Below are 25,241 nucleotides of genomic sequence, written 5' to 3'. Positions count from 1 at the left end.
GACCGAACGCGGAGAATGTATACCGTGTGTTAAAATGACCTGCGACTGTATGTTGAGTTGAATCAGGACCGCCTGATGTTCACAACAGCTGCTGCCACAAGGAGGAAACCAGCGATGAGCAATCCGGCACTCATGAGTCCGTACCTGATGATTCGCAACGCGATCATTGCCCAGGAGTTCCCGCCGAAGGCCCAGTTGGTGGAGAGCGCGCTCGCCAAGAAGTACAACGTGTCCCGCACCCCTATCCGGGAAGCCCTGCGCCGCCTGGAAACCGAGGGCCTCGTGGAGCGGATCGGGTCCCGAATGCAGGTCCGGGAGTACCGGCCCGAGGAGATGCTGGACCTCTACGAAGTGCGCTCTTTCCTGGAGGAAGCCGCCGCCAAGACGGCAGCTCTGCGGCACACGGACATGGACCTCATGCTGATCGAGCGCGCCCACCAGAGCATGGTGGACCTGAAGTTCGAGGAGGCCACCGCGGCCCAGCTGGCCGCCGTGAACCGCACCTTCCACGAGCGCATCTGGGCAGCGAGCCACAGCGCCGCGCTGCTGGATCTGCTCGACCGCATCCTGGTCCACTTCATCCGCTACCCCGGCACCACCCTGGCCACGCCGGCTCGCTGGAATCAGGTGCTGAAGGAACACGAGGAACTGGTGGCCGCCATCCGCGACCGCGACGCAGAGCGGGCCGGCAAGATCGCCAGTGCCCACCTGGAAGTTGCCAAGAACATCCGGATCGAGATGTACATCGACGCACAGGAGATCCCTGCGCCGTAAGACCCCTGCAGGTCACCCGGTGCCCGCAGGGCGTCCGGGAGCACCGCCATGAGTACCCAAAGAAGGAGATCGACCAGTGTCAGGCATCGTCATCGTCGGCGTCGACGGATCAGAAACAGCCATGCGGGCCGCGCGTACCGCCGCGGACCTGGCCTCGGCCATGGGCGCAACCCTCAATGTCGTCACCGCGTACGCGAGCGACAAGACCGAAGTATTGGAAATCGCGGGCGAGGACTGGACCGTCTCCGACGCCGAGCAGGCGACCAAGGTGGCGCAGCGCGTGGCGTTGCTGCTGGGCGCATCGGGCGTCTCCACCACCTACACCGCCGCGCATGGGAAGCCGCACGAGGTCCTCATCAGCGAGGCCGAACGACTCGAGGCCAAGGTCATCGTCGTGGGAAACCGCCGGATGCAGGGCCTGGGAAGGGTCCTCGGCAGCGTGGCCAACACGGTTGCCCACAACGCACCGTGCGACGTCTTCATCGCCAAAACCAACTGAGCACAGCGCGCCCGTAGCGGCGGTGCGGCGGGATCAGCAGGGAGCTCGGCCGGATACGGTCGGGCTCCCTGCTGCGTTTCTTGCGCCACCACCACTTCCCCGCAATACTTCGCGCCACCCCTTGTCTAATTGCATTCTGTTGTATACATTCGTATTCAACAGCGAGAATGGAGTCTGAAATGGTGAAGAATGTAGACGTTCTGGTGGTAGGCGGCGGCAACGCCGGATTCACGGCGGCACTGGCCGCGGCGGAGAACGGCCGCTCGGTGCTGCTGCTGGAGAAGGCGGAGAAGGCCCGCGCCGGCGGCAACAGCTATTACACCGCGGGCGCCACCCGCATCCCGCACGGCGGGCCGGAAGACCTGGCCGACGTCGTCGAGCCCGACGAACGGCACGCCGTCACCGAGGTGCCGCCGTACACGCAGGAGGACTACCTCGCGGACCTGGAGAAAGTCTCGGGTGGCCGGAACGATCCGGAGCTGTCCCGGGTGCTGGTGGAGGAGAGCCACGGGACCCTGCGCTGGCTGCAGCGGCAGGGGCTGAAGTACCGGCTGATGTACGAACGCCAGGCCTACAGCCGGCCGGACGGATCGTTCCTGTTTTGGGGCGGCCTGCACATCGGCAACGTCGGCGGCGGCAAGGGCCTGATGGAGGACCACGTGGCGGCGGCCGAACGCGCCGGCGTCGGCGTCCGCTACGGCCACGCCGCGACCGGGCTGATCGTCGAGGATGCGCGCGTGGTGGGCGCGAGGTTCCGCGACGGCGACGGCGTAGAGGGAGAGGTGCGGGCGGAGTCCGTGATCCTGGCCTCCGGCGGCTTCGAAGCGAATCCGGAGATGCGGCAGCGCTACCTGGGCGAGGGCTGGCAGAACGCGAAGGTCCGCGGCACCCCGGGGAACACCGGCGAGATGATCCGCGCCGCCCTGGACGCCGGAGCTGCGCAGGGCGGGGACTGGTCCACCTGCCACAGCGTCGCCTGGGATGCCGGCTTTGCCGAGAATGAGAGCAATTTTGAGCTGACTAACCAGCTGACCCGCGGCGGCTACCCGCTGGGCATCGTGGTCAACCGCCGCGGCGAGCGCTTCGTGGACGAGGGCGCGGACTTCCGCAACTACACCTATGCCCGCTACGGCAGGGACATCCTGCAGCAGCCCGGAGCCGTTGCGTACCAGCTGTTCGACTCCACCACCCGGCCCATGTTGCGCGCCGAGGAGTACGAGATGCCCGGCGTCTCGGTGATCGTCGCCGATGACCTGGCCACCTTGGCCGAGCGGGCGGGCATCGATTCGGCCGGGCTGGAACGCACGGTGTCCGAGTTCAACGCCGGCATCGACACCGGCCGGCCCTTTGACCCGAACGTCAAGGACGGGCGCGCGGCCGCCGTGGTGCCGCCCAAGAGCAACTGGGCGCTGGCGCTGGAGAACGCCCCCTTCTACGCCTTCCCCGTCACCTGCGGGGTGACGTTCACGTTCGGCGGCCTGAAGACGGACACCTACGGCCGGGTTTTGGATCACGACGGCGCGCCCATCCCGGGCCTGCTGGCCTGCGGCGAGGCCCTGGGCGGGCTGTTCAGCGGCAATTACCCGGGCGGCAGCGGGCTGGCGGCCGGGGCGGTGTTCGGCCGGCGGGCCGGGTCCGTCGCCTAGACCCTTTCAGGAACCGGGCGCCGCTACCCGGCGACGACGGCGTGGAGGGCGGCGGCGGTGCCCGCGGGGTTGGTCAGCATGGCGCAGTGGTCTCCGCTCATGGTGACCAGCCGGGTGGAGGCCGGGAGGTTGGAGAGGGACATTCGCATCCGCCGTTCGGTGTTCTGCCGGTCGTCCTCGGGCCAGATGTAGGTCACGGGGACGCCCTCGAGGGCGCCGGCGGGCAGGGTCCACGGTTCGAAGAGCGGCCCGGCTGGCTGCGGGGTGAGGCGGGTGCGGATGGCCCGGACCGCGGGGTCGTCCGGGTCCAGCGAGGAGAGCCAGCGGGAGGCCACCACGTCATCGGGGACCACGTAACTGCCGTCCCCGCGCTCGGCGGCTTCCCGTTCGTAGGTCTCACGGATGCCGGGGTCCAGTGTGTCCGCCCAGGAGTGGCCGGGTTTCCGGGCCTGGGCGCTGAAGTAGACCAGGCGCCGGACTTTGTCCGGGCGCTGCAGGGCCGCGGCGGCGATGGGGTACCCGGCCATGCTGTGCCCGGCGAGGACCACGGGTTCGGGGGCAGCGTCCAGGTGCTTCACCACGGCGGCGACGTAGTCGGCGACAGTCACCGTGTCCCGCGGGGTGCCGTCGTCGCCGTGGCCCGGAAGGTCGAAGGCGGCTGCCTCGGTGCCGAGGGCAGCGAGTTTGGCGATGGTGTCGTCCCAGCACCAGGCGCCCAGCATGCTTCCGTGGACCAGCAGGATATCGGCGGGCATGGACGCTCCTTCGGTGCCTTGGTGCGGCGGTCAGAACTCCGGCGCCGCAATTGAATGCAAATGTATACTGCGAGCTGGGTGATGGGAACCCGGATGGTTGCCGTGGACGTCAGGTCCGGGCCCCGGTGAGGAGCGTGCACGGTGTTGGAGAAGTCGGTTTACAGCCGCCTGCGGGAGGACATCCTGAGTTCGGCGATCACGCCGGAGGAGACCCTCACCGAGGTCAAGCTGACGGAGCGGTACGGCGCATCCCGCACCCCGGTCCGCGAGGCGCTGCAGCGGCTGGAGCAGGACGGCCTGCTGGAGCGCCGCGGCAAGGTCCTGGCGGTCAGAACGCACACGGCCGAGGAGATCGTGGACATCTACGAGTCGCGGATTGTGCTGGAGGAGGCGGCTGCGGCCAAGGCGGCGCGCAAGCGGACGGACCTGGACGTCCGGCTGCTGCGGGCCAAGTACCAGAGCATGCGGGCGCTGGATCCGGACGACGGGCCGGCCTTGGCCGAGGCAAACCGTGAGTTCCATGGCCTTATCTGGACCGCCGCCCACAGCCCTTCACTGATGCGGCTGCTGACCGGCCTGGACCAGCAGGTGCGCCGCTACACGCTGACCACCCTCACCCACCCGGGCCGTTGGGACGCGGTGCTGGCCGACTACGATGCTCTGGTGACGGCGATCGAGACCGGCGACGCGACTGTGGCGGGCGACATCGCCGCCCGCCACATGACCGAGGCGCTGGAAATCCGCCTGCAGATGTACGCCGAGGACCCGCAGCGGTTGTAGGACTGGCCACCTACAATATGACCGCGCCTGTCACGGAGACCGCGGGGAAGCAGCCGCCACGGCCCTAGGCCGAAGTCGTTGTGTTCGCAAGGCATCACGCCGGTCACGTACTAACTGTCAGAAAAGATTTCACGCAGGCGGCCGCCCATGGCCATGGCGGCGCCCTGGATGTCGGGGTATATCGAGGCAAAATTGTACGAAAAGTGGTCACTTAGAGATTTTCGAATCTCCTGTTTAGCTCGAGCCGAAATACGAAAGGTGAAGCTGGGCGGGAGCGCTGTCGCGATACGCCTTCCGACTGGCTGATTGGGCCGCGAGAACCGGGTAGTAATAGAAGCACTAGCGAGCCTGTCCCCGTATGTCCAAGGCGTTTCAGTGCCTCTCTTATGAAATTGCCGATCGAGATCTGGGGAAGCAAGGGGTACGCCGTCCAGTATGAAACCGGCGTTCTGCGCGGCAATCCGACTCTCGTAGTGGGGCGGAATCCAAAACCGCCGAACCCTGCCGGTTCCCCACTCGTACTCTGCCCGAAGCTTATCGTTGTGAAGCGTATGCCAGAAAGGCATTGGGGAAGCTGCGTCGGCCGAGTCAACACGACTACTCGTGTCTTGCGTAGCTTTCTGTAGCTCACTACCGGGGAGCGTGCCCGTTGCCAGGGCAAATATGCGGCAGTCGCGTTCCTCGGTCTCTTCCTCTTTAGCCGTCGCAAACCAAGCAGCGATGAGGGGGTTACGTGAAACGTCGAGCAACCGAGTCGGAGCACCGAAGTGCTGTAAGCGCGCAAATGTCGAAAGAGCCCCGAGATCCTCAAACCGCCAATATTCTCGCACAAAGGCGAGAATGTCTGCTTCAGCCCTAACCATGTCGTCCTCAGTGGGGAACGGTTCAGCTGTTCGACGGCTATGGCCCGGCGATTGGACACCCTTTGCATTCCAGATCGCTCTAAAAAGTGAGCTCTGAAGTGGCCAGTCTGCATCGGCCTGACCCCGCCAAAGGAAAGTGAACCCCGGATGCATTCTACAGAGCCGGTTTACTGCCGTGAGAAACTCATCGAAACTGTCCACCTCCATCTCCCATTGCTCAAAGTACGAGGCGTGAGATGTCATCTCTCTTGAGTAGACGAAGGACGGTTTTTGCGCAGCTTCTTTAAGCGGCCTGTAGCCCAAGGCGCGAGCGGCCGATAAGTTCCCTGAATACGACCTGAGTGTTTCCAAGATCGGGCTAATTTCTGCCATCCTATCGAGGGCGCCGAATCCCTCCGTTTGCTCGGCGATGGCCTTCAATGTCCTTTGCACACCGGCGAAGTTAGCCGCACGGCTCAAAGGAGCAGCCTGATCGGCCAAAGACTTCATCGCCGCCTGCACGCCAGCTAAGTCGGCCGCACTACTCAAAGGAGCAGCCTGATCAGCCAAAGACTTCATCGCCGCCTGCACGCCAGCTAAGTCGGCCGCACTACTCAAAGGAGCAGCCTGATCAGCCAAAGACTTCATCGCCGCCTGCACGCCAGCGAAGTCGGCCGCACTACTCAAAGGAGCAGCCTGATCAGCCAAAGACTTCATCGCCGCCTGCACGCCAGCGAAGTCGGCCGCACTTGTGAACGGCCTTATCTGATCGACCGAAGGGTTTGGGCGCCCCTCGTCTGTTTCGGCGGCTTCCCCATCACCAGTTTCATCTGCTTTGCTCACCGAACTAACCTATCCTTCAATAGGGGACGATTCACGGTGGACGAAGAAGCGGTTGACTGGATATAACACTGTCCCGGTCGTTGAACGGGCAATGAAGCATAAGCAGGATTCGAAGCCGCGACCCCTAACAACGTCACGTCGGCACTCGGGCCACTTTGCTATTAGGGCACGAGGTGCCTCCACGCAAGCGGCCGCCACCCGCCCCTTTGGCCTTCGGCCGTGCCGCCAAACCGACCCCTTCCTCGTTGCCAGCGCCCTCCTAGTCACCGATGAACGGGCCATTCCGGTCCATCCAGTAGGGACGCGTCGTCGATGGGCACCTAGGGCACGCGCTCAGGAAAAGGCAACGGCAGATAGCGCAGTATATGTCCGCCCGGTCGGGCCGGTAGCTTGGTGGTCCAGGCGGCCAGATGTCAGTCGCTTTCCGGCTTCCGCCGTCACGGCTGCCCATCACTAAGCGGGGACCGGCGCGTCTTGCGTAAGTACTTGGAGCGCCGATATTGGACTTACTCGTTACCGTATTCCGATTCTTGAGCCAGTTGTTCGACGAAATCGTCGTCTTCGACCTCAAAGATTGTTTCGATCCCGGCCTCCTGGAGCAATTCGTATCCGTTGAGCACTAATTGACAGTCCTCGCAAACGAAATACTCCGCCACCGCATCAGCGAGTCCTTGGTAGCCATACTCTTCTTCAGAGTAGCTCCAGGTCTCAACCCGGATATTCTCTACATCATCCGCCTCGATCAGCCCTAATTGACCGCAGGCCGGGCATTCACAATTAGTCGAGTACTTCAAATGGGCCCGAAGATCACTCTCGGATTTCCATTGTTTCAACCTTGCCGCGGAAATCCTCCCCGAAAGTTTTTCCTCATACCGCGTCTGGGACCGACTAATCAACGATTCGACGCGCTGCACCAGATATTTCTTATTGTTCTGTAGATGCACCTGCACGACTTCAGCTCTACGGTCACCAACGAATTCTCCGATGTCCTTGTCCTGGGCATCGATGAGAGGCGATGCCAAGCTCCAAAAGTCCGCCCACCACACATGCTCAGGTATGGCAGCAAAGGCTATTGCACTGCCATGAAGATATTCATTGCGTGCAGTGGCAAAGACCTCGGCCTTCTTCTCATCAAAAGGCCTAAACGCGCGCTTGCAGCGACGGTAGAGAGTGGTCGCACGGACAGATTTAAATCCACTGTCGGCGTTGACGAGGCCAGATGCGCCCAGAAGACTTGCGTCGTCGTTCGGATCTGCTATGAGAATAGGAGAATGAGTCGCCAGCGCTGCTTTTGCAATTAGCTCGAGGGCTAGGGTCGCCCACATGGCTCGTTCATCGAAGGAACGAGGGTCGCCGTCCATTGCACGATTTATGAAAAGCTTAGCTTTCAACCACAGACCTTCGGGATCATAAGCCGCCCTCAACTGCTCCCCCTATTAGCGTAAAAAGCCATTCTGATCAGCTTCCGTTCCTCATCACCGTCGGTCACGGCAGCCCTGCCATGAAGTACTTTTCGGTTTGCGATAATCAGCATGGTGTTCTTGCGATCCCACGACACTTCAGTCGCATCGCGATCTGATCCTGCGTCCAGACCATTCGCGATGCTCCGCGCGCGCTCATCCGCGGGTCGCATAATTACGGGATCGTACCGCCACCCGTCTAAATCGAGGGCTGGGGCTAGAAAGGCCGACCGGCCATGCCCGACCATGAATAGGCCATTGAGAGCTGCATCCCTGCTGAACCTACTTCGCCCGGGCTTCCAAAGTCGAGTTGGTGTCGCATTCGGAGCTGCTGAGAACAGCAATACGATGTCCGGCGGCCGAAGCATGTGCGAACCGTCGACGTGAAGGGGCTGGGCGTTCAGCCCGTGTACCGCGCTCATGGATTCTTCTCGGGCTTCCGCCTGAGTGACGGGACGCAAAGTAGAAACTGGGCCTTCTCCCGCTCTTGTGCCTACAGCCTCCCAACCGGCTTGCCTGGCGAGGTGTGAAAGTGTTGTGAAAGGGTCACTGGAGGTCCACTGGCCTACAGACCAGCCATCCTTTTCTGCGTCCTTCCAAAAATCCATGAGTTGCATGGAGCTAAGCCAATCACGACGTTGGCCGAAAGCAACTCGGTTGCCAATTAAGAGGTCAGGGTGACTTTGAATGACTGCAGTGCGCGGCGTGAAAATTAGCCTCCTGTCGAGGGTTGCTCACGCCGTCGGTCTTCATATCTTGATCTATGCCGTAATCGCGTTTGCGCTCAAGACGCAGGTTCGGCCCAGGCATGTAGCCCGCCATAACCCTGCGCCAGTCCACCGCACCAAAAGGCGTACTTCACAGTTGATGCTCCGCGCCGCTTGCCCGTCACGAACGAGGCATTTAGTGCAAACAGCGTCTGCCCTAACGTTCTGCTCGACGTTCTACCCGTCTGGCAATGGGAACACTTTCCGTCGCCGCCGAAGTCTGTGAGTCCGCCCCAGGCGTCCGATAGCGGATATTACGCAAAGTTGAGCCGCCCAAAGGCGAACTTTTCATTTCGGCTCGACCGGATAGACGCCTGTTGCCCCCTAAACCTCCGCCACCGGAGCCGCGAACTGGGCCTCGTACAGCCGGGCGTACGCCCCGCCCGCTTCCAGCAGTGAAGCGTGCCTGCCCTGCTCCACAATCTGGCCAGCTTCCATCACCAGGATGAGGTCGGCGTCGCGGATGGTGGAGAGCCGGTGGGCAATGACGAACGACGTCCGGTCGGACCGCAGCGCGCTCATCGCCTTCTGCACCAGCACCTCGGTCCGCGTATCCACGGAGGATGTCGCCTCGTCCAGGATCAGCACCGACGGCCGGGCCAGGAACGCCCGGGCGATGGTCAGCAGCTGCTTCTCCCCCGCCGAGACGTTGGCGCCCTCGTCGTCGAGCACGGTATCGTAACCCTGCGGCAGGGACTTCACGAACCGGTCCACGTACGTCGCCTTAGCCGCCTCCAGGATCTCCGCCTCCGAAGCATCCGGCCGGCCGTAGGCGATGTTGTCCCGGATGGTCCCGCCGAACAGCCAGGTGTCCTGCAGCACCATGCCCATCCGCGAGCGCAGCTCGTGCCGGGACATTGCGGCGACGTCCACGCCGTCGAGGGTGATCCGCCCGGCGTCTAGCTCGTAGAAGCGCATCATCAGGTTCACCAGCGTGGTCTTGCCGGCCCCGGTCGGACCCACAATCGCCACGGTCTGCCCCGGCTCCGCCACCAGGCTCAGGTGGGAGATCAGCGGCTTGTCCGGCGAGTAGGCAAAGGACACGTCCTCGAACACCAGCCGCCCCCGCCCGCCGTCGGGCGCTTCCGCCGGAGACGGATCCGCCGACTGCTCTTCCGTGTCCAGCAACTCGAACACCCGCTCCGCCGAAGCCACCCCGGACTGCAGCAGGTTCGCCATCGACCCCAGCTGGGCCAGCGGCTGGGTGAACTGCCGCGAGTACTGGATGAACGCCTGCACGTCGCCCAGCTGCATCGCCCCGGACGCCACCTGCAGGCCGCCCACCACGGCAATCCCCACATAAACCAGGTTCCCGATGAACGTCATGGCCGGCATGATCAGCCCGGAAATGAACTGCGCGCCGAAGCTCGCCTGGTATAGCTCCGCGTTCTTCTGCCGGAACCGCTCCTCCACCTCGCGCTGCCGGCCGAACACCTTCACCAGTGCGTGCCCGGTGTAGGTCTCCTCGATCTGGCCGTTCAGCTCGCCGGTGTTCTTCCACTGCGCCACGAACAGCTTCTGCGAGCGCTTGGCGATCACCGCCGTCGTCACCAGGGTCAACGGAATGGTCACCAGGGCGATGATCGCCAGCGTCGGCGAGAGGATCACCATCATCACCAGCACCCCCGCCACGGTGAGCACCGAGGTCACCGCCTGGCTGATGGACTGCTGCAGGCTCTGGGAGATGTTGTCGACGTCGTTGGTCACCCGGCTGAGCAGCTCGCCGCGCTGCACGGTGTCGAAGTAGCGCAGCGGCAGCCGGTTGATCTTCGCCTCGATCCGCTCGCGCAACCGGTACACGGTCCGCTGCACCACGCCGTTGAGGATATATGCCTGCATCCACATAAATGCCGACGCGAGCACATACAGCACCAGCGCCCACAGCAGCACCGAGGACAGCGCGGCGAAGTCGATCCCGGTGCCGGGCGTCAGCGCCATGGCGCTGAGCATGTCCGCCTTTTGGTTCTCCCCCGCGGCCCGCAGCTGCGCGATCAGCTGCGCCTTGCTCACCCCGGCGGGCAGCTGCTTGGAGACGACGCCGGCGAAGATCAGGTTGGTGCCCTCGCCCAGCAGCCGCGGCCCGATCACGGACAGCGTCACGCTCACGACGGCGAGGGCCAGTACCAGCGTCAGCCAGATCCGCTCGGGGCGGAGTTCGCCCAGCAGCCGTTTCGCGGACGGGCCGAAGTTCATGGCTTTCTCCGCGGGGATGTTCATCCCGGCGAACGGGCCGCCGCGGCCGGGGCCGCCGGCCGGACGCGGAATCCGCAGCGGGGCCTCCTTGGCGGCGCCGGAAGCGCCAGCGGCACCGCCACCAGCGGCAGCAGGCGTCCGGGACTCGCTGCTGCTCAAACGCCCGCTCATGCCGCCTCCTCCGCGGCGAGCTGGGAGTTCACAATCTCTTGGTACGTCGGCGAAGTCTCCAGCAGCTCCTCGTGTGTGCCGTGCGCGACGATTCGGCCGTCGTCGAGCACCAGGATCTGGTCCGCGTCCGCGATGCTGGAGACCCGCTGGGCGATGATCACCAGCGTCGCGCCGGCGGTGTGCTGCCTGAGCGACTGCCGCAGCCGGGCATCCGTGGCGGTGTCCAGCGAGGAGAACGAGTCGTCAAAGATGTAGAGCTCGGGCCGCTTCACCAGCGCCCGGGCAATCGCGATCCGCTGCCGCTGCCCGCCGGAGACGTTGGTGCCGCCCTGCGAGATGGGCGCATCCAGGCCGCCCTCCATCTCCCGGACAAAATCCTCCGCCTGCGCGATGGACAGCGCCCGCCAGAGCTCGTCCTCGGTGGCGTCGGGCTTGCCGTACAGCAGGTTGCTGCGGACCGTGCCGGAGAACAGGTAGGGCTTCTGCGGGACCAGGCCGATGTGCCCCCAGAGCAGGTCCGGGTGCAGCTCGCGCACGTCCACGCCGTCGATCCGCACCGAGCCGCAGGTGGCGTCGAAGAGCCGCGGCATCAGGTTCACCAGGGTGGTCTTGCCGGAGCCGGTCGACCCGATGATCGCCGTCGTCTGCCCCGCCCGGGCGGTGAATCCCACGTCCGAGAGGACCGGCGCCTCGGCGCCCGGGTAGGCGAATCCGACGTCGCGCATCTCCAGCTCGCCGCGGGCTGCACCGGCGAGGCTGACCGGGCGCTCCGGCGGCCGGACGCTGGACTCGGTGCCCAGCACCGCACCGATCCGGTCCGCGGACACGGCCGCGCGCGGGATCATGATCGCCATAAACGTGGCCATCATGACGGACATCAGGATCTGCATCAGGTAGCTCAGGAACGCGATCATGGTCCCCACCTGCATGGAGCCGTCCTCGATCCGGAACGCGCCGAACCAGATCACGGCCACGGAGGAGACGTTGAGCACCAGCATCACGGTGGGGAACGCGAGCGCCATCAGCCGCCCGGCACGCAGCGCGGTGTCCGTGACGTCCTCGTTGGCGCGGCCGAAGCGGGCGGTCTCGACGTCCTCGCGGACGAACGCACGGACCACGCGGATGCCGGTGAGCTGTTCGCGCAGCACCCGGTTGACCGTGTCGATCCGGGTCTGCATCAGCCGGAACAGCGGCACCATCCGGGTGACAATCAGGCCCACAGCAATAAGCAGTACCGGCACGCTGACCGCGATCAGCCAGGACAGCTGGACGTCCTGCCGGACCGCCATGATGACGCCGCCGATGCTCAGCATGGGCGCGGTGACCATCAGCGTGGCGGACATCAGCACCAGCTGCTGGACCTGCTGGACGTCGTTCGTGGAGCGGGTAATCAGACTCGGCGCGCCGAACCGGGTCACTTCCTGCTCGGAGAACTCCGCCACCCGGGTGAAGATCGCCCCGCGCACGTCCCGGCCCAGCGCCATCGCGGCCTTCGCGCCGAAGTAGACGGCGGCGATGGTGCAGGCGATCTGCAGCAGGGTGATCATGAGCATCTCGCCGCCGGTGCGCAGGATGTAGTCCGTGTCCCCGCGCGCCACGCCCTGGTCGATGATGTCCGCGTTCAGGGTGGGCAGGTACAGCGAGGCGATGGACGCCGCCAGCTGGAAGACGACGACGGCGAGCAGCAGCCGCCGCTGCGGCCTCAGGTATTCGACGAGCAGTTTCCAGAGCATCCGGTCTCCACTTTCACGCTGCTTCACGCACGATGACTCGAACGCCAGTTTACGTCCGGCGGCTGGGAGCGGTTGGGGTCCCGGGGGGCAGGGAGGATCCACCGACGTCGGCCCGGCCAAGCTGCTGAGAATACACGCCCCCACATGACTTCGTTGCCGGGCACCAAACAGATGGGTTGTGTACCAAAATTACTAAGCTTGCTTGCTTTTTGGGGTTTCTGCGGTGTTTAGTGAAACCGGACAAAAAATCCACGGACCGCATCATTTACCCGCATCCCCAAAGTTCTGGAGGAATAAAGAATGGAAGATACACTCAAGGCCGGCCTGGCCACCGTTGTGGAATTCGTTCCTAAGCTGGCGCTGTTCCTGGTCATCCTGATCATCGGGCTGCTGATCGCCAAAGCTATCGCAAAGGCGCTGTCCAAGCTGCTGCACAAGGTCGGTTTCGACCGGGCTGTGGAGCGCGGCGGCGTCAAGAAGGCCCTGGCCAACTCCGCGCTGGACGCCAGCGACATCATTTCCAAGATCATCTATTACGCCCTCGTACTCTTCGTGCTGCAATTCGCCTTCGGCGTCTTCGGTCCGAACCCGGTGAGCACCCTGCTGGCCGCGATCATCGCATTCCTGCCCAAGGTCGTCGTTGCGATCATTATCGTGATCATCAGCGCAGCCATCGCGGCCGCCGTCAAGACCCTGATTCAGGGCTCCCTCGGCGGGCTCTCATACGGCAAGACCCTTGCCAATATCGCCAGCATCTTCATCCTGGGCATCGGCATCATCGCGGCCCTGAACCAGGTGGACATCGCCACCACCGTCACGACCCCGATCCTGATCGCCGTCCTGGCTGCCATCGTCGGCGTCGTTGTCGTCGGCGTTGGCGGCGGCCTGATCAAGCCCATGTCCGCCCGCTGGGAGCACTACCTGAACAAGGCCGAGGAAGAAGCGCCGCGGATCAAGGCCGAGGCCCAGAACGCACGCCCGGCCTCCGAGCAGCTCAAAGACGCCGCGCGGGAGCACCTTCCCGCTGACCGGCCTGCGGGCAACGGCGCGCACCGCTCCTGACCCCGGGCGCCCGGACCGGCCCTCGGTGCCGGACCGGGCGCATTCGGTGCCAGGTGTCCGCCCCCATTCGGTGGAAGCCACAGAAAAGCACAAAGCCCTCGGAACCCCACCGAGGGCTTTGTCGTTCCCGCTCCCCGGGCACGCCTGCCGAAGCGTGCTGAGCGCGTGCCTGCGTCCTGCCTGACCGGTCCGAACTAGGGGTTGGGAGCGGCGTCGTGCGTTGCCGGCTGACGGCCCTCGGCGGCGGAGCGGGCGGCGTCCTCTTCATGACCGCTCGTTTTCTTGCCAAACGGCAGCACTTTGAGCAGCGGGAGCAGGATCGCCATGACCACCAGGCCCCAGGCGAGGCCGAGGACGGCCGAGCACAGGGTGTTCACGAGCCAGGCCAGGAAACCGCCCACCACCGGGATCGCAACGAACGGTTTCTCGAGGACGTGGACCAGGTCATACGGCAGGTGCCAGCCGAGGTCGTGGGCCCCCTGCAGCATGATGTGCCCGCCCACCCACAGCATGGCGACCGTCCCGACCACGGTGATCGTGGCCAGCACGGCGGGCATCCCCCTGACGAGCAGCTCGCCGAAGCGCTGGGCGCCCGCGGATTCCTTGGCCGCCAGGTGCAGGCCGATGTCGTCCATCTTGACGATGAGTGCGACGGCGCCGTACACGGCCACCGTGATCACGAGCGCCACCGCCACCAGGATGGCCGCCCGGACCCACAGGGAATCGGCTGCCACCTCGTTCATGGCGATGACCATGATCTCGCAGGAGAGGATGAAGTCGGTGGTGATGGCGCCCTTGGTGACCTTGGCCTCCGCTTCCGGGCCCCGGTCCACGGCGGGTGTGTCTTCTTCGGCGGCGTGGTGCCCGAAGAATTTGTGCCAGACCTTCTCGGCACCCTCGTAGCAGAGGTAGGTGCCGCCCAGCATGAGGATGAACGGGATGACGCCCGGAATGAAGGCGCTGATGAGCAGCAGCGCCGGCAGGATGATCAGCAGTTTGTTCCGGAGCGAGCCCCAGAAGATCCGCTTGATCATGGGCAGCTCGCGGGACGGGTCCGCGCCGGAAACGTACTGCGGGGTGACGGCGGCGTCGTCAATGACGACGCCGGCGGCCTTGGCCCCCGCCTTCGCCGCTCCGGCCGCGACGTCGTCCACCGAGGCGGCGGCGATCTTGGCCAGGGCTGCGATGTCGTCCAGCAGGGCGACCAAGCCGCCGCTCACAGCCCGCGTCTGTCCTGTTTAGGGGCGGACGGCTGGGCGGGGTTGCCTCGGTCAAGGCGGCTGATTGGCATGCTCGAATTATATGGTGGTGGGCTGGCCGCCGGGCCGCGGAGTCAGGCGGCAGGTGTGCCCGTCCGCCGGCCCAGGGGTGTACCTTAGCCGGATGCTGAGCATTGGTTCGATCGTCATCCGGGTGGACAACCTCGAACGCCAGATGGCTTTCTGGCAGGCCGCGCTGGGCTACGAGCCGCGGCACGCGCCCGGCGACGACTTTGTCATCCTGCAACCGCTAGGAGGCGGCGGCACCTGCATCTCGCTGGACCGCGTCCCCGCAGCCCTCCAGATCCCGCCGCGGCTCCACCTGGACCTGTATACCCACGAACAGGAGGCCGAAGTACGGCGGCTCCTGGCGCTCGGCGCCACCCGGGTGGAGTGGAGCAAACGGCCGGCGGACGCGGACTACGTGATCCTGGCCGACCCGGAGGGCAACAGGTTCTGTGTGGTGGACACGGCCGGGAAACCACGAGCGGAGGGCATCCCATGCTGAGGCAAGTCGCCGAGGGCGTTCTAGTCCACGAGAGCGGGTTCATCCAGAGCAATTCCGTGATTGTGCAGGGCAGGGACGGGGTGCTGCTCATCGACCCCGGCATAACGCGCAGCGAACTGGCCACCCTCGCCCACGACCTTCGCGAGCTGGGCCAGCCCGTCGTCGCGGGCTTCGCCACTCATCCCCATTGGGACCACGTCCTGTGGCACGAGGCCTTTGGTGACGCGCCCCGTTACGGCACAGCCCGCTGCGCAGCCTCGATGCAGGAGCTGCTGTCCACCGCGGACTGGCGGGACCGCGTGGCCGGGGTGCTTCCGCCGGACCTGGCCGAGGACATCCCCCTGGAGCTGCTCGGCCTGATTACCGGGCTGCCCTCGGACTCGGCAGAGCTTCCCTGGGACGGCCCCACTGTCCGGATCATCGAGCACCGGGCCCACACCGCGGGCCATGCCGCGCTGCTGATCGAGGAGCGTGGCGTCCTCGTCGCGGGCGACATGCTCTCCGACACCCTGATGCCATTCCTCGATCTGGGGGCCGCGGATCCGCTCGAGGACTACCTCGCGGCGCTGCGGCTCTTCGAGACCGTGGCCGACCGTGTCGATGCCGTGATCCCCGGTCACGGCTCGGTCGGCGGAGCGGACCAGTTGCGGGCACGGATCAACCAGGACCGCGCGTACGTGCAGGCCCTGCACGACGGCGGTGTTCCCGACGACGCGCGGGTCGGCCCCTCGGCCCCGCTGGAGTGGCTGCCCGACGTGCATCGATGGCAGCTGCAGCGGCTCGCCGAAAAGGCGCAGTCCGGGGCGCCCGAATAGCACCCCCGGGCTGACTCAGCCGCCCAGCACCACGTTCACCGGCGGTTCGCCCGCCAGCATGAGCTCGATCTGCCGCTGGACCAGCTTCCCCATCCGCGGCCGCATGGCCGCGCTCGCCCCGCCCACGTGCGGGCTGACGATGACGCCGGGGATCCCCCACAACGGGTGGTCCTGCGGCAGCGGCTCGGGATCGGTGACGTCCAGGGCGGCGCGGATCCGGCCGGAGGAGGTGTGCTTGACCAGCGCCTCGGTGTCCGCGACCGGTCCCCGGGCCACGTTGACGACGAGCGCGCCGTCGGGCATTGCGGAGAGGAAGGCGTCGTCGATCAGGTGGCGGGTGGAGTCGCTGAGCGGAACCCCCACAATGACGACGTCGTGCTCCGGCAGCAGGGCCGGAAGTTCGTCGATGCCGTGGACGTGGCCGCGGTCATCGGGCCGCGCCCGGCTGGCCACACGGGTCACCGTGGTTTCGAACGGCAGCAGCCGGTCCTCGATCGCTTTGCCGACGCCGCCGTAGCCGACGATCAACACACGCTGGTCCGCGAGACTGGCGGTGGGCCGGCTCTCCCAGCGGCCCTCCTGCTGGTTCTGCAGCACCCGCGGGAGCTCGCGCTGGCTGGCCAGGATCAGGGCCAGCGCCAGCTCGGCCGTGGACGTTTCGTGGACGCTGGCCGCGTTGGCGAACACCCTTCCGGACGGCAGGAACTCCTCGACGCCGTCGTAGCCGATCGATTGGCTCTGCACCAGAGCGGTCTCCACGCCTTCGAGCCCGCGCAGCACCTTGGTGCCGCCCATGTACGGCGGGACCACGATGTCCAGGCGCGGTTGCGGCGGTTCCCCGGACAGGTCCCACTCGAGGACGGTGACGTCCGGGTGCGGCTGGAGGTATTCACGCAGGGTCGCGTCGGGCAGGCTGACGGTAATCTTCTTCGGCATAGCTGCCAGCCTAGCGGGCGGTCGCCGACGGCGTCGCGATAAGTCGCCGTGCGGAAAATGCGTACCGCGAGGGGGTGGCGCAGGCCCGGCTGCAGGGGCAGGATGGGAGGAAACCGGATCCCAAGCCAATCGTGGACGCCGGAGCTTTGCGCACGGACACCGACCGTGTCCGGGTTTTCGCCCGTATTCCGGGCCGATCGGGGCTGCTGGGGCTCCTGACGTTCCTCCCAGCTCAAATGCAGGAGACGCCACAGTTTTCGAGCCGGCTCGAACTCCTTGGGGTCGCAGTGATCCGCATACTCATAGCCGAAGACGAAGAACGCATCTCCCGGTTTATCGAGAAGGGCCTGCGGGCTGCCGGCTTCGTCCCCACCGTGGTGACCGACGGCGTGACGGCCGTCGACTATGCGTCCAGCGGCCAGTTTGATCTCCTGCTACTGGACGTCGGGCTTCCCCGCCTCGACGGCTTCACCGTCCTGAGCGTGCTCCGAAAAAACGGGATGGATCTCCCCGTCATCATCCTCACCGCGCGGGCCTCTGCCGCGGACACCGTCGCAGGGCTGGACGGCGGCGCGGATGACTACATCACCAAGCCGTTCCGCTTCGAGGAACTCGTCGCCCGGATCCGGCGCCGGGTCCGCCCGGGCGAGAACAACGACCCTCCCGCGGACCACATCATCCGGCACGGCGTCCTGGAGCTGAACCTCCACACCCGCTCGGTCAGCGTCGGGGACAGGACGGTGGAACTCTCGGCCCGCGAATTCGCGCTGGTGGAAATGTTCCTGCTCCACCCGGGACAGGTCCTCAGCCGGCAACAGCTTCTCAGCCACATCTGGGGCTACGACTTTGACGGGACGTCCAACGTGGTGGACGTCTATGTCCGCCAGTTACGGCAAAAAATCGGCGCGGACCACATCGTCACCACACGCGGGGCCGGCTACCGGCTCACCGGGGAAGGGGAACCGTGACCTCCATGTTGGACCGGCTGCTTCCAAGCGGCCGACGGGCGCCCGGGACGCCGGCCGCTACCAAACCGGCCGGCGCCAAACCATCCGTCACGCGTTCCGGCGGAGCTCCCGCCACGGACCCGTCCGGGTGGAGCGCGAAGTTCCACTCGGTGCGTTTCCGGGTGATCGCCGCCATGCTGGGCATGATGCTCACCGGGCTGGTAACCGCGGGCCTCATCGCCTTCATCGTCCAGTTCCAGGACTCCGACGCCCGGGTGGACCAGGCCATCCTGGACAAGGGCAATTCAGTGGTCAAACTGGTCGGGACCAACAGCGCCGCCAGCGGCGATTCGTACGGCAGCAGGCTCCATGAGGCCGCCGAGGACATCGAACCCCGCAGCAACGAAGTGATGGCCGGAATCGTCGACGGGCGCATTGCCTGGATCAAAGAGGGGAACCCGAAGGAGCCGCTGCTTGACGCCACCCTGCAGTCCTCCGTCACCAAGCTTCCCAACCGCTGGGCCGCCTCCTTCGGCGCGTTCGACGCCGGCCGCCGCCCGCTCCGGACGGTGGCCCTGCCGGTGCCGGGCACGGCAGGCGAAAACACCGGGACGTATCTGCTGCTCGGCCGGGACGCCGCCGACCAAAGGGACCACAATCTCGCCTCAGTCCAGACCTACTCCCTGGTGGCCGCCGGCACGCTGCTCGCCGCCGCCCTGATCGGTGCCCTGGTGGCGGGGCGCCTGCTGGATCCGCTCCGGCGCCTGCGCGAAGCCACCCGCGTGGTCAGCCATGAGGACCTCACGCGGAGGGTGGAAGTCCGTGACGGGGAGGACGATGTAACGCTTCTCGCGAAGACGTTCAACACCATGCTGGAACGACTCGACGAAGGCGCGCGGCAGCAGCAACAGTTCCTCGACGACGCCGGCCACGAACTGAGGACCCCCCTCACGATTCTCCGCGGGCACCTGGAACTGGTGTCCGTCGACGACCCTGCCGATGTAACCGCAACCAGGGAGGTGCTGCTGGAAGAGGTGGACCGGATGCAGCGCCTGGTGGACGACCTGCTCCTGCTCGCCAATGCCGGCCACCCTGACTTCATCAGGAAGGCGCCAATCCGTATCGCCGACTTCCTCCACCAGGTGATGGAGAAGATCCGTGTCCTCGCGGACCGCCGCTGGCTGATCGATGAATGCGCCGACTGCACCGTGGAGGCCGACCCGCAGCGCCTCACCCAGGCCTTTGTGCAGCTCGCGGCCAACGCCGTCAAGTACACCGGGCAGTCCTCAACGATCGCCTTGGGCAGCAGGATTGAACGCCCGACGGCGCCGGACGGCACCGAACGGCCCGGCGCCGACGAGCTGCTGCTGTGGGTGCGTGACACCGGCGCCGGCATCGAGGCCAAGGACCAGCAGCGGATCTTTGAGCGTTTCGGCCGGGCCCGCCAGGGCCGGGGGGAGGAAGGATCCGGCCTTGGCCTGGCCATTGTCACCGCCATCGCCGAGGCCCACGGCGGCACAGCCACCGTGGAATCAACCTATGGCCAGGGATCACGGTTCCTGATCAGGATTCCGCTGGAGGCCGCGCGCGTGCACCTCTGACCGGGCGGCGGCCGGCACACCCCTTCATGAAGACTCCTTAATCGTCCCCTCATCCGCTCCTCACCCTGGCGTTGCAGGCTGGTCTTAACGGCAACCACCGCCGGCAAGGAACACCCCCTGAGCTGTGGGGTACGGGGAGGATCGCAATGGAGCCCATGCGGATAGTGCTCTACTCACACGATTCAGTGGGCCTGGGGCATATGCGCCGGAATCTGGCGCTGGCCCACGCCCTGAACAACCAGATTCCGGGCCTGACCGGCCGCCCGGTCACCGGCATCCTCATCACCGGCACCGCGCTGGCGCCCGCGTTCCCGGCGCCGGACGGCTGGGACTGGGTGCTGCTTCCCGGGGTGGGCAAGAGCCCCGGCGGCTACCTGCCGAGGAACCTCACCATGCCGATGGACGACCTTGTGTCCATGCGGGCGAGGCTCCTCAAAGCGGTCCTGGCCGGGTTCCGCCCGCATCTGGTGGTGGTGGACCGCCACGCCACCGGGGTGAACCGCGAACTTGAATCCGCCCTGCGGCGCGCCCGTTCCGGGTGCCAGGTGCGGGTGGTGCTGGGTCTCCGGGAAGTCCTGGATTCCCCGGACGTGGCCTCCGCGGAGTGGGCCAGCATCGGCGGTCCACGGCTGGTCAAGGCCCTCTTCGATCAGATCTGGATCTACGGAGACCCCGCCGTCCACGATCCCGTTGCCGCCGGTGAGATTCCCTTCTCGCTCCGGAATCTCATCCACTTCACCGGCTACCTTGCCGCCGGACGGCCCCCCGGCTCCGGAACGAGCTGCATGCCCGGGCCCTACTGCCTGACGACGGTCGGAGGTGGCTCGGACGGCCACGCCCTGGCCCGCGTGGCCGTCGCCGCACCCGTGCCGGAGGGGCTGGGCCATCTGATCGTGGCGGGTCCCCAGATGCCCGTGGAGCAGCTCAACGACTTGCGGCGCCAAGCCGGCCCCGGCGTCAAGGTTGTCCCCGCAGTGGACGACCTGCCCTACCACCTCCGCCACGCGGCCGCCGTCGTTTCGATGGGCGGCTACAACACGGTGTGCGAGATCATGAGCACCACCGTGCCCGCCCTGATCGTTCCGCGGACCGAGGCGCGGGAAGAGCAGCGCATCCGGGCAGTGTCCCTGGCCGCCGCCGGGTATTTGGAACACCAGGACATCGGCACCCTGACCCCCGAGGTCTTCGGCGGATGGCTCGCGGCGAGGCTCGGGGCCGCGGTGGACCGGCGTCAGGCGGTGCTTGACGGGCTCATCCGGGTGCCGCAGCTGGCGGCAGAGTTGCTCCAGCCCCTCTTCCGTCCGAAGTCCAGCGTTCCGGCCCTCGATCCGAAGGAGCGTGCCAGCCGTGTCGCCGTCTGAGCCGGGGACCGCCTACGTCCTCAAGATGTATCCGCGGTTCTCCGAAACGTTCATCGTTGCGGAAATCCTCGCCCGCGAAGCTGTGGGGGACCGGATCGAGATCTTCTCGCTCCTGCCCACCAACGACGCCCGATTCCACCCCGACCTCGCCCGGGTCCAGGCACCGGTGACCTACATTGACCGCCCCATCAAGACGGTGGCCCTGTGGGAGGCCCTCCAGTTGGCCGAGGAGGCGGGGCTCACGGCCGCCCTTGGCTTGAACTTCGCCAAACTCGCCGCTGTGACGGCGGACGAAGCCGTCCAGGCCATCAACCTGGCCACCGCCTTGAACGGCCGGAACATCCGCCACATGCACGTTCACTTCGCTTCGGGCGCCACAACGGTCGCCCGGCTGGCGTCCTTCATTACCGGCATCCCCTTCTCGTTCACGGCCCACGCGGTGGATATCTTCCATGAGTCAGTCCAGGACGAGGATCTGCGGCTCAAGCTGGAGCAGGCCCACCACGCCGTGACCATCAGCCAGTACAACATGCGCTACCTGCGCCGCCGCTTCCCGGGCTCGACGTCCCGGCTCCATCTGGTGCGCAACGGACTGGAGCTGGAACGCTTCCCGTACCGGGAGCCCCACCCGCTCGGAACCACCCTGAGGATCGCCGCCATCGGCCGCCTGGTGGAGAAGAAAGGCTTCCAGCATCTGCTGCCCGCGGCCGCGGAACTCCTGGACCAGGGCGTCAAAATGGACCTCCGGATCGCCGGGACGGGGCCCATGGCCGAGGAACTGGAGGCGAGCATCGATCAGCTCCGTCTCCGCGGGCACGTCCGCCTCCTCGGCCCCCAGACCCAGGACGAGGTCCACGAACTGCTCCACTCCGCCGATATCTTCGTGGCGCCCTGCGTGATCGGCGCCGACGGCAACGCGGACGGCATGCCCACGGTCCTGCTCGAGGCCATGGCCACCGGCGTCCCCTGCGTCAGCACATCCGTCACCGGGATCCCCGAGGTGGTCCGGAACGGCTCCACCGGAGTCCTGGTCCGGCCGGGCAACCCGCACGCCGTGGCCCGCGGGATCCTCACCCTACGCTCCCCCGCCACGGACAGGGTTGCCATGTCCCGCAATGCCCGCGCCCTGATCGAGGAGGACTACGACGTCCACCGCCAGGCCGAGCTCCTGAGGTCCCTCTCCCGTTCGGAAAGGAGAGTCGCATGACACGCGTGGCATACCTCTGCGCCGACCCCGGTGTGCCTGTTTTCGGCACCAAGGGCTCCTCGGTGCACGTCCAAGAAATCGTCCGGGCGTGGCGCGGGACCGGCGCCGCCGTCACGGTCTACTGCACCCAGATCGGCACCGAGCGGCCCAGCGATCTTGCCGATCTCGACGTCGTCGAAGTCAGGCCGGAATCCGCCCCGGGCCCCGCCCGGGAACGGGCCGTCCAGGACGCCGCCTTGGGCCTGGCGGACGAGGTCCTGCGCAACGGCTGCGGGCTGTTCTACGAGCGCTATTCGCTGTTCAGCCCGGCACTGTCCGTGGTGGCCCGCATTTTGGACGTGCCGTCAGTACTGGAGGTCAACGCCCCCCTCATCGAGGAGCAGCAGCGGTACCGCCGGTTGCTGGATGTGAAGAAGGCCGAGACGGTGTTCCGCCGCAACGCGGCAACGGCCGACGTCGTGGCCTGCGTCTCGGATCCTGTGGTGCACTGGGTGCGGGCGCGGGTGCCGGCCGCCAGAACCGTGCTGGCAGCGAACGGCGTGAACGTCGACCGGGTTTCGGCCCGCCGCCCCGGGCGCCGGAACGCGGATCACCTCACGGTCGGGTTTGTGGGAACGCTGAAGCCCTGGCATGGCGTCCCCGGCCTGCTGCACGGTGTGGCCCTGGCCAACCGGCAGACCCTTGACCCGCGCCTGCGCTGGCAGGTCCAGGTGGTCGGTGACGGGCCCGGGCGGGCGGATCTCGAACGCCTCGCAGAGTCTCTGGGCGTGCCAACGGTGTTCACGGGCGCCGTTGCGCCGGCCGCCGTGCCCGGGCTCATGGCAGAATTCGACGCCGCCGCTGCCCCCTATCCCCCGGACGCCCCCGGCGAGGACGATTACTTCTCACCGCTGAAGGTCTTTGAGTACATGGCGGCCGCGCTGCCCGTGATCGCGAGCGCCGTGGGCCAGATTCCGTCCATCATCCAGGACGGCCGCACCGGAATCCTCGTCCCGCCCGGGGAGCCGGCCGCACTGGCGAATGCCCTCATCCGGCTCGGCGAAGACCCGAACCTGCGGGAGAGGCTCGGGCTCGAGGCCCGCAGCGACGCGGTGCAGAGATTCAGCTGGAGCGGTGTGCTGTCCCGGATCACCGGGGCCCTGCCGCCTGCCCGCAGACTGGCCACGCAATGACCACCGCTGCCAGGCATTCACACCCCCGTAGCTGGCGAACACTGTGGCGAAGGACCGGCACCAACGCGCCCTCCGAACCCACTCCGATGCAGCGGACCTTGCGGTGCATCCGCCCGCATCTGCGCGGGCACAGGCTGCTGATCACCTACGGATTCATTGCCATGGCCGTGGAAATCCTCTTCCGGCTACTTGAACCGTGGCCGGTGAAGATCGTCCTCGACTCCGTCTCACACTCACTCGGCGCCAATCTGCGCAGGTCCCCGCTCAGCGTGGAGGCAAGCGCCGAGGTGCTGCTTCTCTGCGCCGGCGCAGTAGTTGTCATCAGCCTAATCCGGGCCGTGGCAAGCTACCTGTCCGCGATCTCGTTTGCCCTAGTGGGCACCCGCGTTTCCTCCGAATTGCGCGCCCGAACCTTCCGCCACCTCCAGAGCCTGTCGATGCGCCACCACAGCCACGCCTCCACCGGCGACACGGTCCAACGGCTCGTCGCGGACGTATCCCGGCTGCAGGACGTGGCAGTCACAGCAGGGCTGCCCCTCATCGGCAACGTCGTGTCCCTGATCGCCATGATGATCATCATGCTCTGGCTCGATCCTTTTATCGCTTTGGTGACGTTCGTGTCCATCGGGATATTCATTTTGTTTTCCCGTAAGAGTTCGGGATCGATTACCACCGCGGCCCGCACATCACGCAAGGGCGAAAGTGCCCTGGCCACCACGGCCGCACAAACCCTCGGCGCAATGCGCGAAGTCCAGGCGTATGGACTCGAAGACACCCTCAGCTCGGGCTTCGGCAAGAGCAACCAGGCAGCGTCTGGCTCGGGGGTGGCCACGCTGAGGCTGTCCGCCAGCCTGCAACGGAAGACCGACGTCCTGACCGGAATCGCCACGGGGGTGGTCCTCGCCGCCGGCGGATGGAGGGTGATGCAACATGCGATGACCCCCGGAGATCTGACCGTTTTCCTGTTCTACCTGAAAACCGGGATGAGGCCGCTCAAGGATGTGGCCAGGTACACCAGCCGTATCGCCCGCGCGACGGCCTCCGGGGAACGGGTGGCCGACCTGCTCGACGCCCAGAGTGACGTTCCCGAGTCACCTAACGCCGTCGCGCTCAAGAGCCCCCACCCGGACGTCGTGTTCGACAACGTCTGGGCCGGCCACTTCGACGGGGCTTCGGTGCTCAAGGGAATCACCCTGACCATACCGGCGGGTCAGCACTGCGCCGTGTTGGGGCCCTCCGGGGCCGGGAAGTCCACGCTGGCAAGCATGATCCTTCGGATGGTGGACCCCTGGGAGGGGAGTGTCAGTCTCGGAGGGGAGGACCTGCGCGGCCTGACCATCGCTTCCGCGCGTTCCCATGTCTCAATCCTGCTCCAGGACTCCGTGCTGTTCGGAACTTCGGTCCGGGAAAACATCAGGTTCGGCCGCCTTGATGCCACCGATGAGGAGATCGAAGCCGTGGCTGTCCTTGCACAAGCCGACGGTTTCATCCGCGCACTGCCCGAGGGCTACGAAACTGTCCTCGGCGAGGCGGCCAACGACCTTTCCGGGGGACAGCGTCAACGGCTGGCCGTAGCCCGCGCCATGCTCCGCAGGGCCCCGATCGTCATCCTGGACGAGGCGACGGCCGGGCTGGATCCGGCCTCCCGGGATTCGGTCCTCGACGCCCTGGACACACTCACCGAGGGCCGGACCTCCATCACCATTACCCACGACGTCAACTCGGCCCAATCGTGCGACCGGGTGATCTGGCTCGAAGACGGCGAAATTCTCGAAGATGGGGCGCCGCAGTCATTGCTGGTTGATCCGGACTCCCGCTTTGCCGGCTGGGTCCATCGGCAGCAGACCGCAGAACCGGGTGAACTGTTCAAGGTGCCGAAATGAGCATGGCACTGCAGGGACACGGGCGCC

At 66.1% G+C, this 25,241-nt stretch carries 20 protein-coding genes; 13 read left to right on the top strand and 7 right to left on the bottom strand.

Annotation, left to right across the window (positions count from 1 at the left end; genetic code table 11):
- Window positions 1-114 precede the first annotated feature (114 nt).
- From AC6I9V_RS10220 to tcuA, 3 genes are all read left to right on the top strand, one after another.
- Complete coding sequence (locus AC6I9V_RS10220) at window positions 115-774, top strand: GntR family transcriptional regulator (protein WP_497899338.1); 660 nt, start codon at window positions 115-117, stop codon at window positions 772-774.
- 76 nt (window positions 775-850) lie between these two features.
- Entirely contained in the window at window positions 851-1,273 is a 423-nt protein-coding gene (locus AC6I9V_RS10215) for a universal stress protein (protein WP_497899337.1), read from the top strand.
- Window positions 1,274-1,452: 179 nt separating this feature from the next.
- Window positions 1,453-2,919 (top strand): FAD-dependent tricarballylate dehydrogenase TcuA, encoded by a 1,467-nt coding sequence (gene tcuA, locus AC6I9V_RS10210; protein ID WP_497899336.1) that lies wholly within the window; start codon window positions 1,453-1,455, stop codon window positions 2,917-2,919.
- Between the two features lie 23 nt (window positions 2,920-2,942).
- On the opposite strand, the gene AC6I9V_RS10205 is transcribed toward tcuA, so the two are convergent.
- Entirely contained in the window at window positions 2,943-3,674 is a 732-nt protein-coding gene (locus AC6I9V_RS10205) for an alpha/beta fold hydrolase (protein ID WP_497899335.1), read from the bottom strand.
- 141 nt (window positions 3,675-3,815) lie between these two features.
- Between AC6I9V_RS10205 and AC6I9V_RS10200 the strand changes: the two genes are divergently transcribed.
- Window positions 3,816-4,454: a GntR family transcriptional regulator gene (locus AC6I9V_RS10200; protein ID WP_497899334.1), complete on the top strand. Its 639-nt coding sequence runs from the start codon at window positions 3,816-3,818 to the stop codon at window positions 4,452-4,454.
- Between the two features lie 110 nt (window positions 4,455-4,564).
- Here AC6I9V_RS10200 and AC6I9V_RS10195 read toward each other — a convergent pair whose 3' ends face one another.
- The 4 genes from AC6I9V_RS10195 to AC6I9V_RS10180 form a co-directional block, all read right to left on the bottom strand.
- Complete coding sequence (locus tag AC6I9V_RS10195) at window positions 4,565-6,139, bottom strand: FRG domain-containing protein (protein WP_497899333.1); 1,575 nt, start codon at window positions 6,137-6,139, stop codon at window positions 4,565-4,567.
- Between the two features lie 506 nt (window positions 6,140-6,645).
- Window positions 6,646-7,500, bottom strand: coding sequence for a hypothetical protein (locus AC6I9V_RS10190; RefSeq protein ID WP_497899332.1), 855 nt, complete (start codon window positions 7,498-7,500; stop codon window positions 6,646-6,648).
- Between the two features lie 1,190 nt (window positions 7,501-8,690).
- Window positions 8,691-10,730, bottom strand: a complete 2,040-nt coding sequence (locus AC6I9V_RS10185) for an ABC transporter ATP-binding protein (protein WP_497899331.1) — start codon at window positions 10,728-10,730, stop codon at window positions 8,691-8,693.
- Complete coding sequence (locus tag AC6I9V_RS10180; protein WP_497899330.1) at window positions 10,727-12,463, bottom strand: ABC transporter ATP-binding protein; 1,737 nt, start codon at window positions 12,461-12,463, stop codon at window positions 10,727-10,729. The genes AC6I9V_RS10185 and AC6I9V_RS10180 overlap by 4 nt, the downstream gene beginning before the upstream one ends.
- Before the next feature lie 300 nt (window positions 12,464-12,763).
- Here AC6I9V_RS10180 and AC6I9V_RS10175 point away from each other — a divergent pair, with 300 nt between their 5' ends.
- The gene (locus AC6I9V_RS10175) at window positions 12,764-13,525 is read left to right on the top strand and encodes a mechanosensitive ion channel family protein (protein ID WP_349413378.1); all 762 of its coding nucleotides are present in this window, start codon (window positions 12,764-12,766) and stop codon (window positions 13,523-13,525) included.
- A gap of 194 nt (window positions 13,526-13,719) precedes the next feature.
- Here AC6I9V_RS10175 and AC6I9V_RS10170 read toward each other — a convergent pair whose 3' ends face one another.
- Window positions 13,720-14,745, bottom strand: a complete 1,026-nt coding sequence (locus tag AC6I9V_RS10170) for a DUF808 domain-containing protein (RefSeq protein WP_497899329.1) — start codon at window positions 14,743-14,745, stop codon at window positions 13,720-13,722.
- A 163-nt stretch (window positions 14,746-14,908) separates the two neighbouring features.
- Between AC6I9V_RS10170 and AC6I9V_RS10165 the strand changes: the two genes are divergently transcribed.
- Window positions 14,909-15,292: a VOC family protein gene (locus AC6I9V_RS10165; protein WP_497899328.1), complete on the top strand. Its 384-nt coding sequence runs from the start codon at window positions 14,909-14,911 to the stop codon at window positions 15,290-15,292.
- On the top strand, window positions 15,286-16,107 hold the full coding sequence (locus AC6I9V_RS10160) for an MBL fold metallo-hydrolase (RefSeq protein ID WP_497899327.1): 822 nt from the start codon (window positions 15,286-15,288) through the stop codon (window positions 16,105-16,107). The genes AC6I9V_RS10165 and AC6I9V_RS10160 overlap by 7 nt, the downstream gene beginning before the upstream one ends.
- Before the next feature lie 15 nt (window positions 16,108-16,122).
- Here AC6I9V_RS10160 and AC6I9V_RS10155 read toward each other — a convergent pair whose 3' ends face one another.
- The gene (locus AC6I9V_RS10155; protein WP_497899326.1) at window positions 16,123-17,043 is read right to left on the bottom strand and encodes a 2-hydroxyacid dehydrogenase; all 921 of its coding nucleotides are present in this window, start codon (window positions 17,041-17,043) and stop codon (window positions 16,123-16,125) included.
- A 287-nt stretch (window positions 17,044-17,330) separates the two neighbouring features.
- On the opposite strand from AC6I9V_RS10155, the gene AC6I9V_RS10150 reads away from it, so the two are divergent.
- The 6 genes from AC6I9V_RS10150 (at window position 17,331) to AC6I9V_RS10125 (ending at window position 25,214) form a co-directional block, all read left to right on the top strand.
- Window positions 17,331-18,011: a response regulator transcription factor gene (locus AC6I9V_RS10150; RefSeq protein ID WP_497899325.1), complete on the top strand. Its 681-nt coding sequence runs from the start codon at window positions 17,331-17,333 to the stop codon at window positions 18,009-18,011.
- 5 nt (window positions 18,012-18,016) lie between these two features.
- Entirely contained in the window at window positions 18,017-19,591 is a 1,575-nt protein-coding gene (locus AC6I9V_RS10145) for a sensor histidine kinase (protein WP_497900299.1), read from the top strand.
- 155 nt (window positions 19,592-19,746) lie between these two features.
- The gene (locus tag AC6I9V_RS10140) at window positions 19,747-20,952 is read left to right on the top strand and encodes a glycosyltransferase family protein (protein ID WP_497899324.1); all 1,206 of its coding nucleotides are present in this window, start codon (window positions 19,747-19,749) and stop codon (window positions 20,950-20,952) included.
- The gene (locus AC6I9V_RS10135) at window positions 20,939-22,159 is read left to right on the top strand and encodes a glycosyltransferase (RefSeq protein ID WP_497899323.1); all 1,221 of its coding nucleotides are present in this window, start codon (window positions 20,939-20,941) and stop codon (window positions 22,157-22,159) included. Before AC6I9V_RS10140 ends, AC6I9V_RS10135 begins: the two co-directional genes overlap by 14 nt.
- Window positions 22,156-23,331 carry a glycosyltransferase gene (locus AC6I9V_RS10130; RefSeq protein ID WP_497899322.1) on the top strand — a complete coding sequence of 392 codons (1,176 nt, stop codon included), beginning with the start codon at window positions 22,156-22,158 and terminating at the stop codon, window positions 23,329-23,331. The genes AC6I9V_RS10135 and AC6I9V_RS10130 overlap by 4 nt, the downstream gene beginning before the upstream one ends.
- 86 nt (window positions 23,332-23,417) lie before the next feature.
- Complete coding sequence (locus tag AC6I9V_RS10125; RefSeq protein ID WP_497899321.1) at window positions 23,418-25,214, top strand: ABC transporter ATP-binding protein; 1,797 nt, start codon at window positions 23,418-23,420, stop codon at window positions 25,212-25,214.
- Window positions 25,215-25,241 lie beyond the last annotated feature (27 nt).

The sequence above is a fragment of the Arthrobacter sp. SlRoot2-15 genome, assembly GCF_059739345.1.
Note: the sequence above shows the minus strand (reverse complement) of the source record. Positions and strands in the feature narration are given on the sequence as shown.

Bases quoted from the DNA above. Each gene is read 5' to 3' on its own strand.
- AC6I9V_RS10190 (WP_497899332.1), bottom strand. From the start codon at position 7,500: ATGGACGGCGACCCTCGTTCCTTCGATGAACGAGCCATGTGGGCGACC.
- AC6I9V_RS10175 (WP_349413378.1), top strand. From the start codon at position 12,764: ATGGAAGATACACTCAAGGCCGGCCTGGCCACCGTTGTGGAATTCGTT.
- AC6I9V_RS10130 (WP_497899322.1), top strand. From the start codon at position 22,156: ATGACACGCGTGGCATACCTCTGCGCCGACCCCGGTGTGCCTGTTTTC.
- AC6I9V_RS10185 (WP_497899331.1), bottom strand. From the start codon at position 10,730: ATGAGCGGGCGTTTGAGCAGCAGCGAGTCCCGGACGCCTGCTGCCGCT.
- AC6I9V_RS10155 (WP_497899326.1), bottom strand. From the start codon at position 17,043: ATGCCGAAGAAGATTACCGTCAGCCTGCCCGACGCGACCCTGCGTGAA.
- AC6I9V_RS10160 (WP_497899327.1), top strand. From the start codon at position 15,286: ATGCTGAGGCAAGTCGCCGAGGGCGTTCTAGTCCACGAGAGCGGGTTC.
- AC6I9V_RS10205 (WP_497899335.1), bottom strand. From the start codon at position 3,674: ATGCCCGCCGATATCCTGCTGGTCCACGGAAGCATGCTGGGCGCCTGG.
- AC6I9V_RS10220 (WP_497899338.1), top strand. From the start codon at position 115: ATGAGCAATCCGGCACTCATGAGTCCGTACCTGATGATTCGCAACGCG.
- AC6I9V_RS10145 (WP_497900299.1), top strand. From the start codon at position 18,017: ATGTTGGACCGGCTGCTTCCAAGCGGCCGACGGGCGCCCGGGACGCCG.
- AC6I9V_RS10125 (WP_497899321.1), top strand. From the start codon at position 23,418: ATGCAGCGGACCTTGCGGTGCATCCGCCCGCATCTGCGCGGGCACAGG.
- AC6I9V_RS10140 (WP_497899324.1), top strand. From the start codon at position 19,747: ATGCGGATAGTGCTCTACTCACACGATTCAGTGGGCCTGGGGCATATG.
- tcuA (WP_497899336.1), top strand. From the start codon at position 1,453: ATGGTGAAGAATGTAGACGTTCTGGTGGTAGGCGGCGGCAACGCCGGA.
- AC6I9V_RS10165 (WP_497899328.1), top strand. From the start codon at position 14,909: ATGCTGAGCATTGGTTCGATCGTCATCCGGGTGGACAACCTCGAACGC.
- AC6I9V_RS10180 (WP_497899330.1), bottom strand. From the start codon at position 12,463: ATGCTCTGGAAACTGCTCGTCGAATACCTGAGGCCGCAGCGGCGGCTG.